Origin of the sequence: Virgibacillus profundi, from assembly GCF_002287375.1 — a bacterium.
Taxonomy (GTDB): Bacteria; Bacillota; Bacilli; order Bacillales; family Amphibacillaceae; genus Virgibacillus_K; species Virgibacillus_K profundi.
Genome location: NZ_NPOA01000009.1, coordinates 188,262 through 198,347, shown reverse-complemented (window position 1 = coordinate 198,347; position 10,086 = coordinate 188,262). Strand labels below are relative to the sequence as shown.

At 34.9% G+C, this 10,086-nt stretch carries 7 protein-coding genes; 2 read left to right on the top strand and 5 right to left on the bottom strand.

Annotation, left to right across the window (positions count from 1 at the left end; genetic code table 11):
* Positions 1-94: 94 nt before the first annotated feature.
* Together yqiS and CIL05_RS14210 are read right to left on the bottom strand one after the other, a co-directional pair.
* Positions 95-1,033 (bottom strand): phosphate butyryltransferase, encoded by a 939-nt coding sequence (gene yqiS, locus CIL05_RS14215; RefSeq protein ID WP_095656210.1) that lies wholly within the window; start codon positions 1,031-1,033, stop codon positions 95-97.
* A 129-nt stretch (positions 1,034-1,162) separates the two neighbouring features.
* On the bottom strand, positions 1,163-3,214 hold the full coding sequence (locus CIL05_RS14210) for a sigma 54-interacting transcriptional regulator (protein WP_095656209.1): 2,052 nt from the start codon (positions 3,212-3,214) through the stop codon (positions 1,163-1,165).
* A 752-nt stretch (positions 3,215-3,966) separates the two neighbouring features.
* On the opposite strand from CIL05_RS14210, the gene CIL05_RS14205 reads away from it, so the two are divergent.
* Positions 3,967-4,206, top strand: coding sequence for a DUF2627 family protein (locus CIL05_RS14205; protein WP_095656208.1), 240 nt, complete (start codon positions 3,967-3,969; stop codon positions 4,204-4,206).
* A gap of 102 nt (positions 4,207-4,308) precedes the next feature.
* Entirely contained in the window at positions 4,309-5,655 is a 1,347-nt protein-coding gene (locus tag CIL05_RS14200; RefSeq protein ID WP_095656207.1) for an aspartate kinase, read from the top strand.
* A gap of 57 nt (positions 5,656-5,712) precedes the next feature.
* Here CIL05_RS14200 and spo0A read toward each other — a convergent pair whose 3' ends face one another.
* The 3 genes from spo0A to recN all read right to left on the bottom strand — a co-directional run bounded on the left by spo0A (position 5,713) and on the right by recN (position 10,068).
* Positions 5,713-6,495: a sporulation transcription factor Spo0A gene (spo0A, locus tag CIL05_RS14195; RefSeq protein ID WP_095656206.1), complete on the bottom strand. Its 783-nt coding sequence runs from the start codon at positions 6,493-6,495 to the stop codon at positions 5,713-5,715.
* A 283-nt stretch (positions 6,496-6,778) separates the two neighbouring features.
* Complete coding sequence (gene spoIVB / locus CIL05_RS14190) at positions 6,779-8,038, bottom strand: SpoIVB peptidase (RefSeq protein ID WP_095656215.1); 1,260 nt, start codon at positions 8,036-8,038, stop codon at positions 6,779-6,781.
* Between the two features lie 320 nt (positions 8,039-8,358).
* Positions 8,359-10,068, bottom strand: coding sequence for a DNA repair protein RecN (gene recN / locus CIL05_RS14185; protein WP_095656205.1), 1,710 nt, complete (start codon positions 10,066-10,068; stop codon positions 8,359-8,361).
* Positions 10,069-10,086 lie beyond the last annotated feature (18 nt).

Sequence of the window (10,086 nt, the reverse complement as noted above, 5' to 3'; positions counted from 1 at the left end):
CAGCAGGCCCGAACAATTGTTTCAGTTAATTGGGTGGGTTTAGTTTAGTGCGCTCTTTTTAACCTTTAATGCCAGTTTTTATCTTTTTCTTTTATCATTTTTTACTTGACTTATCACCACAAGTCTTGAATGTTTTAGATGACACTAGTGCCAATGCAAGAGAATTTAATTTATTCTCTGCCGTATCAGCACGTGATGTTAATATAATTGGAGCTTTTGCACCACTGATAATAGCTGCTACTTTAGCATTTGAAAAATATATAAAAGATTTATATAAAGCATTTCCAACTTCGATATTCGGCACCATAATAATATCGGCTGCACCCGCTACTTCTGACTCTATTCCTTTATGTTTTGCAGCTTCAAGAGAAACTGCATTATCAAATGCCAGTGGACCATCAATTAAACATCTTTTAATTTGTCCTCTTTTTTGCATTTGTGTTAAAACAGCTGCATCAACAGTTGATTGCATCGCATAATTTACTGTTTCAACAGGTCCGATGACAGCCACTTTAGGAAGCTGTATACCAACTCCATGTGCTACCTGTACCGTGTTTTTAATAATTTCAGCCTTCTCCTCTATGTTTGGAGCAATGTTCATTGCAGGATCGGTTAAAAAAATCAAACGATCCTGATTGGGAATTTCAAAAAGAGCAACATGGGAAAGTACCTTTCCTGAGCGCAGTCCATAATCTTTATTTAGGACTGCTTTCAATAAACTCTTCGTCGCAACATTACCTTTCATCAGGATAGAGGCTTCTTTTTGATGAACAGTCCTTACTGCAGCATTGGCTGTTTCCTCTAATTCATTCACATGTTGCAGTGTTATTGCTTTCATCGAAAGATCTAATTTAATTGTAGATGCAATATCATTAATTGCTTCTTCGTCACCAAATAAAATAAAGGAACACAAACCTTCTTCAACAGCAGCTTTAATTGCTAAGAGCAATTCCTTATCTGCAGCATTAGCAACAGCTACGATTTGGTTTTCTTCCTGTTTCACCTGATTTTTTAAAGATTCTAATGATCTCATTGTCCCCTCCTGTATCCACACTACTTATAATGCAAAAAACGTGCCAACTTATTTAAATTGAAAGCGCTTCATTGTAGATGAATTAGCACCTGCAAAAAAATGCATATATGAAGGATGTTGCATGTTACTTCATTCAAGTTTATATTTCTCAATCTTATAATATAAATTTCGAATGGAGACTTTTAAGTCTTTAGCAGTTTTGGTTTTGTTAAAATTATTTTTTTTATATACATTCGAGATATATTCTTTTTCATATTGTTCCACCGCTTGCTGAAGACTATTTCCATTTGCTGTTTGGATAGAAGAATCTATATTATTTTTTGAAGATACCATGTTCAAATACGAAATATGCTTTTCATTTATTATTTCTTCATTCAAATCCATATAGATCATTGCTCTTCCTATCACGTTTTCCAATTCCCTGATGTTTCCAGGCCAGTGGTTTTTTTTCAGCACCGAAAGTGCCGCATCAGAAATGGATTGGACATTTCGCCCGTAGTCCTGATTTGTTTTTTGTATGATATGTTCAATTAAATCCGGTAAATCAGTCAACCGTTCATCTAAGGACGGGATAAATATAGGCAAACGGTTTAAACGATAATATAAATCCTCACGAAATGTTTTGTTCATTATAGCTTTCTCTAAATTTACATTTGTTGCCGTAATTATTCGCACATTAATTGTAATAGGGTCTGTGCCGCCTACTCGTACAATTTCATTCTCCTGCAGTACCCGAAGTAGTTTAGCTTGCATATTTAAAGATAGTTCGCCGATTTCATCAAGAAATATACTTCCCAGATTTGCTTCTTCAAATATACCTTTTTTCCCACCATGTTTAGCCCCTGAAAAAGCTCCTTCTTCATAACCAAATAATTCACTTTCTAAAATAGATTCTGCTAATGCAGCACAGTTTACACGTATAAATTTATTATGTTTTCGATCACTCTCATTATGAATGGCATGTGCAAATAGCTCTTTACCAGTACCGGATTCTCCACGCAATAATACGGTTGCTGGTGTTTTTGCACCGACCTTTGCTTGCTCTAATGCGATTTTCATTGCTTCGGAAGTTCCGATAATATCATCAAATGTGTATTTCGCTTCAAGATTACGTATAATCTGTCTTGCTCTTTTTAATTCACTCGTCAATGACTGAATTTCAGAAACATCATGAAGTATTCCAACACTTCCTTTAAGTTTTCCGTCAACAATAACCGGCGCTACATTAACAAGCACATCTTTTTTGCCTGGCCCTACTTTCATTCTGACTCCCCGCACAGCTCTTCGGGTCTGCAGAACTTTCATGTGCATACTTTCTCCCTCAGATATATCAGTAGTAGCAGGTTTTCCTATAATGTCCAATTCTTTTAAACCGGTAATCCGTGTATATGCGGGATTAATTATTAATCCAATTCCATTTTCATCTGCTACACTTATTGCTTCATCCGAAGAATTAATAATCGCTTCAAGCATTGTTTTTACTTCATTTAAATCTGTATTTTCTTCAGCTAATTTCATGACCTCTGTGATATCTTTAAATACAGCGAAAGCACCAACTAAATGATCGTCTGCATTTATAATAGGAATCCGCGTAGTGATTACTTTTTTCCCATTTTCCAAAAAAAGCTTTTGATTTACCTCTCTTCGCTGACTGCGTAATACATTGGGTAACCTAGTACTTTCAATTATATCTCTAATGTTTTTTCCTTCAAAATCTTTTTTAGAATATCCTACAATTTTTTCAGCACTTTTATTTACAAATTGTACTTGTTCCTGATTATTAATAACAATCATGCCGTCCCGGATATTATTAAGTATTAATTCCTGATTATTCATTTGAAGCTTGATGCGGTTTAACAATACTTCTTTTTCATCAAATAGTTCGGAAATTATGTATGCTACTGTTCCGGGAATCACAACTGTTTTTCCAGTCCTTTGTTCAATTAACTCTTCTAAAACACGCTTATCCCCTGTTGCTTCAATGATGATATCAATATCCTGATCCACCCATTTTTTCCAATCATCATCTACCGGAATATTATATTCTTTTGCTAATTTTAATCCACCGGCATCTTTATTTGTATCAATTACAGCAACAATTTTCATTTTCTTTGTAGCATATAATATCTCTAAAAGTACACTTCCCCCTTTTCCGGCACCAACAATTAGCACTCGTTTCATCTCTACCCCACCTTGCATTATTTTGCATACTTTTATCATACTTTACCATGCAGGATTTGGCAAACCATGAAAAAAAGTAATTTTAAAAAAGCTGGACTCCGCTGCGGATTGCTTGTCCCATAAAAATTAAATGTTTTTTACACAAAAGTTGTAAAGTGCGACGTAGTGAAAATTATCTAACATGACGCTTTCTCTTATTCTAATAATGGTTGAGCGCTAAATCTCGCTCCGGCAGAATACTTCGCTTTCCACGGGCACGGCCTCAGCCTCCTCGAGAAAACCACTCTGCGGGGTCTTCGGACACGTGCTGGGACTGCGATTACTCGTCCCACCGAAAAACATTTGTTCCCGTAGGAGTCTTCGTATTCTGCCTACGCTAGTAAGGATTATCTTAATAGTTTGATGTAATCAAATGTTATATCATCCTTTGAAGGTAAAAACACCATCCCAGCGGAGGAAACACATTGAAGACTCCTGCGGGAGGAAAGGCATAGGTGAGACCCCGCAGTGCGTAGCACGAGGAGGCTCACCAGCCGCCCGCGGAAAGCGAAATGTGTTTCCGGAGCGGTAATAAGGACTAGTGATCATCTATTACGTCGCACTTTATATCCAACGTGAAGTTAAAAAGTAACAATACTCAAGAAAAAAGTCTAATTAAAATTGTCCATTTGAAGTAAAAACATACTTATATTTCTATTTTTATAAAGTTTTGATATACTTAAATCTAGTATTATTGCATAAGGGGAAGTGACATGATTAGAATCATTGCGGTGCTAATGCTTTTAATTCCTGGTGTAATTTCTGCATACGGAATAAAGCTCATGCGTGATACATTATTTGATGAATTTTATCCAATTTTTCTCCATGCCGGATTACAATTTTTTATAGGGTTTCTGCTTTTTATAGGAGGAATTGGTTTTATAGGTGGATTTATCGTTCATCGTGATCGTAAAAGGCAACTTGCAAAGAGAAATGATAAGCGTAGGGATTAAAAAGATGGATAAATCTCCATCTTTTAATTTTTTCTACCATAGATAGAAAATTTGTGGTATTATTTATATTAAAAATTTCAAACATTACAGGAGGCATACGAAATGAAAGTTGCAAAATTCGGCGGAAGCTCAGTAGCTGATTCAATACAGTTAAAAAAAGTGGGTGAAATAATAAAAAAAGACCCCAAAAGAAAGTTTATTGTAGTATCAGCTCCTGGTAAAAGAAATAAAGATGACTTTAAAATAACCGATATATTAATTCGGTTGGGCAACGCCTTTTTAAATAACGATGCATTCGAAGAGCATTTTTCGACTGTTATTCAACGCTTTAGGGAAATCATTGAGGGATTGGAACTCGATACTTCTATCTTAAGTGAAATTGAGCAATCCATTTACACTGTGTTAAACGCAAATTACTCCAATGAAATGAAAATGGATGCGATCAAAGCTATCGGAGAGGATAGTACAGCTAAAATTCTAAGTGCATACTTAAACTCACTGGGATTACAAGCGAGTTATGTAAACCCTAAAAATGCCGGGATGCTTGTCAGTAACGAGCCTGGGAATGCGCAAATACTTCCTGAAAGTTTCTCAAAAATATATGCTTTGCGTGAAGAGGATGGAATATTAATTATTCCAGGATTTTTCGGATATACAGAAGATGGACAGTTGATGACCTTTTCAAGGGGCGGTTCAGACATTTCAGGTTCTATAATAGCCGCAGGTATTAAAGCAGAGTTATATGAAAACTTTACGGATGTTGATTCTGTTTATTCGGTTAATCCTAATATAGTTGATCACCCTAAAGAAATTAAAACATTAACATATAGGGAGATGCGTGAATTATCCTATGCTGGTTTTTCTGTCTTTCATGATGAAGCACTAATCCCTGCTTTTAAAGAGCAAATACCTGTATGTATTAAAAATACGAATAATCCGGAATGTCCAGGTACATTAATCGTTTCTGAAAAAGCGCCTGATGAGAAATGTGTAGTTGGAATTGCCAGTGATACAGGATTTTGCAGTCTTTATGTAAGTAAATATTTAATGAACCGCGAGGTAGGATTTGGACGGAAATTATTAAACATTTTAGAGGATGAAGGGATCTCATTTGAACACGCTCCATCCGGTATTGATGATATATCCATCATTATTCGTGAAAAAAGACTAACCAGTGAGAAAGAAAATATTATTATAGAAAGAATTAGAAACGAGCTTCATGCAGATACAGTATCCCTTCAACGTGACCTTGCAATGGTTATGATTGTAGGAGAAGGATTGGTTAGAACAATTGGACTTGCTAAAAAAGCAACGGTCGCCATAGCGGATGCCAATGTAAATATTGAAATGATTAATCAAGGCTCTTCAGAGGTATCTATGATGTTCGGTATTCAGTCTAAAGATTTAAATAGAGCAATTCAATCATTATATTCAGCTTATTTTGAATAGGTATTTAAAATCAAAAATATTACTGTTCAGACAGTAATATTTTTGATTTTACCTATATTAACTTGCTTTATGCTCTAGCCTTAAACGATCAGCAACCATTGCAATAAACTCACTATTTGTCGGTTTTGCTTTGGAAACACTGATTGTATAGCCAAATAGCGCAGATATGGAATCTATATTTCCTCTGCTCCAGGCAACCTCTATTGCATGGCGAATTGCTCTTTCCACACGGGAGGCAGTTGTTTTAAACTTCTTCGCAATATCGGGATAAAGAACTTTTGTTATCGAACCTAAAAGTTCAATATCGTTATATACCATTGTTATTGCTTCACGTAAATACATATATCCTTTTATATGTGCAGGCACACCAATTTCATGAATTATATTTGTAATACTTGCTTCCAGATCCTGTTTTTTCCTCTCCTTTTTAGTCGCTTTATGTGAATCTGATGAGAACATACTGCCACTCCCTTGTACCTGACGTATTTGTTCAGCTAAATTATCCAAATCAAATGGTTTTAAAATGAAATAGGATGCTCCTAAATCCACTGCCTTTTTCATTACTTCCTCCTGACCAAATGCGGTCAGCATAATAACATTTGGCTTCTTTTTTAAGTCCATGCCTTTAAGTGAATTTAAAACAGCCAAGCCATCTACATGTGGCATAATTATATCCAATACTAAAACATCCGGTTCCAGTTCTTCCACCATTGAAACACAATCTCTGCCATTGTAAGTTGTCCCAATTACTTCTATATCATCCTGTTCATCAAAATACTCACCCATTAATTGTATCAGTTCCTTATTATCATCCGCGAGACACACTGAAATTTTCTCCACTACATTGCTCCTCCTTTTATGTAATTCAAGTTTGATCTTAATTTACATATTCTACAAAATTGTTAAATATCCTTTATTTTTTTAAAAAACTTTGGATTTTTTTATGTTTTCTTTAATTTGCTTATATTTACTTCAAATTACGATATATTTCGATAATTTTCACGCAATTTTTCAGTATTTGTCGAAAAGTATTATAATTATTATAACAAACATCTGCATTGAAAACTAATAATTTTGAATTTGAAAATGACTTGCAATGGTTTTTCCATTACAAGTCATTGTATTAGCTCGCTTCTTTCTTTTTTTCTCCATAAATATTTATTCCTGCATCCTGAAGCATCCATTCGATGTGAACACCATATCCTGAGGTTGGATCATTAACAAATACATGAGTAACTGCACCTACTATTTTCCCATCCTGTATGATTGGACTTCCGCTCATTCCTTGCACTATACCACCCGTATGCTTCAGAAGTTCCGGATCAGTTATTTGGATAACCATCCCTTTTGTAGCAGGAAACTTCTGTGGAACACTGCTTACAATTTCTATATCAAATTCCTCTACTTTTTCATCCTTTACCACTGTTAGGATTTTTGCAGGCCCTTCTTTTACTTCATGTGATAATGCTATAGGAAGAGGTTGATCATGTGTTTTATTTGTAATCGGCTCATTTAGCTTTCCGAAGATGCCGAATGGACTGTTTTTAGTAATAGTCCCTATTTTATTATCCTCTGTGGAAAATTTGGCTTGCTTCTCACCCGGCACACCATTATTTCCTTTTTCAATCGATGTTACTGAAGATTTTACAATCGTTCCATTATGAATTTCTATTGGCTTTTTTGTATCCATATCAGAAATCACATGACCAAGCGCACCATACTTTTTCGATTCCGGCTCATAAAATGTCATTGTTCCAATTCCTGCAGCTGAATCCCTAATATATAAACCAATTTTATATTCATTCTCTTTTTTATCCAGTACTGGTTGAAGTGTTGTTTTAAAGGTTTTTTCATCTCTTTTTAAAGTAATATTTAAAGTTTTTCCGCTTTCACCAGCTTCTTTTACAAATGGCTTTACTTCTTCCATCTCTTCTATTTTTTCTCCATTTATCTCCAGGATTACATCCCCAACCTGGATCTCAGCATCCTCCCCTGGAGATAATTCTCCTTCAGTCCCATTCACAACATGGTGACCAACGACGAGAACACCAAGTGTATGGAGTTGTACACCTATCGATTGTCCACCTGGTATGACTTCAATATCATCCAATACAGATAAATTAACTTTTTTAATTGGAAATCCTGCAACTTCATAAATCAGCTGACTGTTTCCTGGGTTATTGGCATGAAATACTGATGTGTTAATTGCCTCTACACTGTTATCCGTTGTTTCTATTTGAACATTGTCACCTAAAGTCGGAACCTCAATAGGTGATTGATCGTGAAATGTTACAATCTCATTAGGAATTGAAAGATATTGTTGTAATGGAGTGAAAAAAGGGATTGCCAACAAAGCGAAAAAAAGGAGAAAACCCACCCACATTCGTTTATTATATGACTGTTTCAATTTCAATCACTTCACTCTCCTCGTTCCTAACCCATACCATTTTCAGTCGTATTTATTTTTGATCTTTCTGTACTTCTAATTTGACCTAACATGACCCATTTTAAACTGGTGAAACATATGAAAGATGTGTAACATTTCCTGCCAAAGAATATGAAAACAATGTATAAGAGGTTGTAAATAGACAATATGTAAAAATTGACTGACGTATTTTTCTAATTGAGGGATTAACTTTTAACTTTAATCAGGAAAAAAGCCAGACAGCTTATGTTCTGGCTTTTTAAGATAAATTATCCTTATTATTTTGATTTAAATGCAGATGCTAAGTTAAGCATTTCTTTTGCGTGCTGCTTAGCAGCCTTTGTTAGTTTAGTTCCTGTAATCATTCTGCTGATTTCTTCAATTTGCTGTTCTGCTTTTAATTCAGCAACCATTGTTGAGGTGCGATTGTGTTTTTCTTTTTTCTCAATCAATTTATGTGTATCTGCCATTGATGCTACCTGTGGTAAATGAGTAATACATAACACTTGGGAGTTTGTTGATATTTGATATATTTTTTCTGCAATTGCTTGTGCGACACGTCCACTTACACCTGTATCCACCTCATCAAATATTACGCTTGTAACACCCTGATGCTTTGTAAATATTCTTTTTAAGACAAGCATTATACGTGAAAGCTCTCCACCTGAAGCTACTTTACTCAATTCCTTCAGCGGTTCCCCAAGATTGGTTGATATCATAAAATGAATCGTATCCAAACCATTTTCATGGAGATTTATTTCATTATAATTTTTTTGTTCATCTAATGTATTAAAATAAATAGAAAATGATGCCTTTTCCAGATATAATCCTTTTAATTCTTCATGAATTTCTTTAACTAATGACTCTGAAGCTTTTTTTCGAATATCATGCAGCTGCTTGGCTTCTAAATAAGCATCCTTTACAATTTCATTTATTTGATCAGCTAATTTGGTTAAATGCGAATCCTTATTCGTTATTTCTTCAATTTCTTCCTCAATTTTTGCCATATACTCGAGTATTTCATTTACAGTTGACCCATATTTCTTTTTTAATCTATTTATTTCACTAAGTCTTGATTCGATTTCATTTAAGCGTTCTGGATTATATTGTAATGTTTCGATATGGTTACTGAGGTCATATGTTAATTCTTCCAGTGTAAAGTAATGATTTGATATTTCATCAGCCCTTTGAGCAATAAAATTATCATATGTACTATTTTCCTGTAAGGCTGTCTGAGCTTTGTTTAGCCATTCCAGTCCTTTTTGCTCCCCATATAGTGCATTATAAGCATCCTGTAAAGCTGTATAGATTCGTTCAAAATTAACTAAAGAGCTTCTTTCCTCTTCAAGAGCGTCATCCTCATCAGGGCTTAAATCAGCTTCTTCCAGTTCCTTCATTTGAAATTCAAGCAAATCAAGCCTGTGGGCCATTTCCTGTTCATTTTCACTTAAGTTTCGATAACGTTTTTTTAATGTGGAAAGTTTATCATATAGAATTTTATATTCCTCTTTGGCCTCGGAAATACGTCCAAAGTCATATAAATCCAATAAATTAATGTGGGTTTCCGGATCCATTAGTGACTGTGTTTCATGCTGGCTATGTATATCGATAAGCGTTTTTCCGAATTCCCTCAAAATTGCCAATGTAACTAATTTACTATTTACACGGCAGATACTTTTTCCATTTGCTGTAATGGTTCGGTGCAAAACTATTTGCTCATCCTGAATTTCAATCCCAAATTGCTTCCCTTTTTTATAAATGGGATGATTCTTATCATCAATTGAAAATAATCCTTCTATTTCTGCCTTCTTTGCTTCATGTCTAACATACTCTACAGAACCTCGACCTCCTGCAAGTAACTGTATTGCATCAATGATTATTGACTTTCCTGCCCCAGTTTCACCTGTTAACACAGTTAGACCTTCATTAAATGTTATAGAAATATTATCAATTATAGCAAAATCCCGTATTGACAATTCTGTTAGCATGTCCCTTTCACCTCACCA

Bases quoted from the DNA above. Each gene is read 5' to 3' on its own strand.
- yqiS (WP_095656210.1), bottom strand. From the start codon at position 1,033: ATGAGATCATTAGAATCTTTAAAAAATCAGGTGAAACAGGAAGAAAAC.
- CIL05_RS14210 (WP_095656209.1), bottom strand. From the start codon at position 3,214: ATGAAACGAGTGCTAATTGTTGGTGCCGGAAAAGGGGGAAGTGTACTT.
- spoIVB (WP_095656215.1), bottom strand. From the start codon at position 8,038: ATGTGGGTGGGTTTTCTCCTTTTTTTCGCTTTGTTGGCAATCCCTTTT.
- recN (WP_095656205.1), bottom strand. From the start codon at position 10,068: ATGCTAACAGAATTGTCAATACGGGATTTTGCTATAATTGATAATATT.
- CIL05_RS14200 (WP_095656207.1), top strand. From the start codon at position 4,309: ATGAAAGTTGCAAAATTCGGCGGAAGCTCAGTAGCTGATTCAATACAG.
- CIL05_RS14205 (WP_095656208.1), top strand. From the start codon at position 3,967: ATGATTAGAATCATTGCGGTGCTAATGCTTTTAATTCCTGGTGTAATT.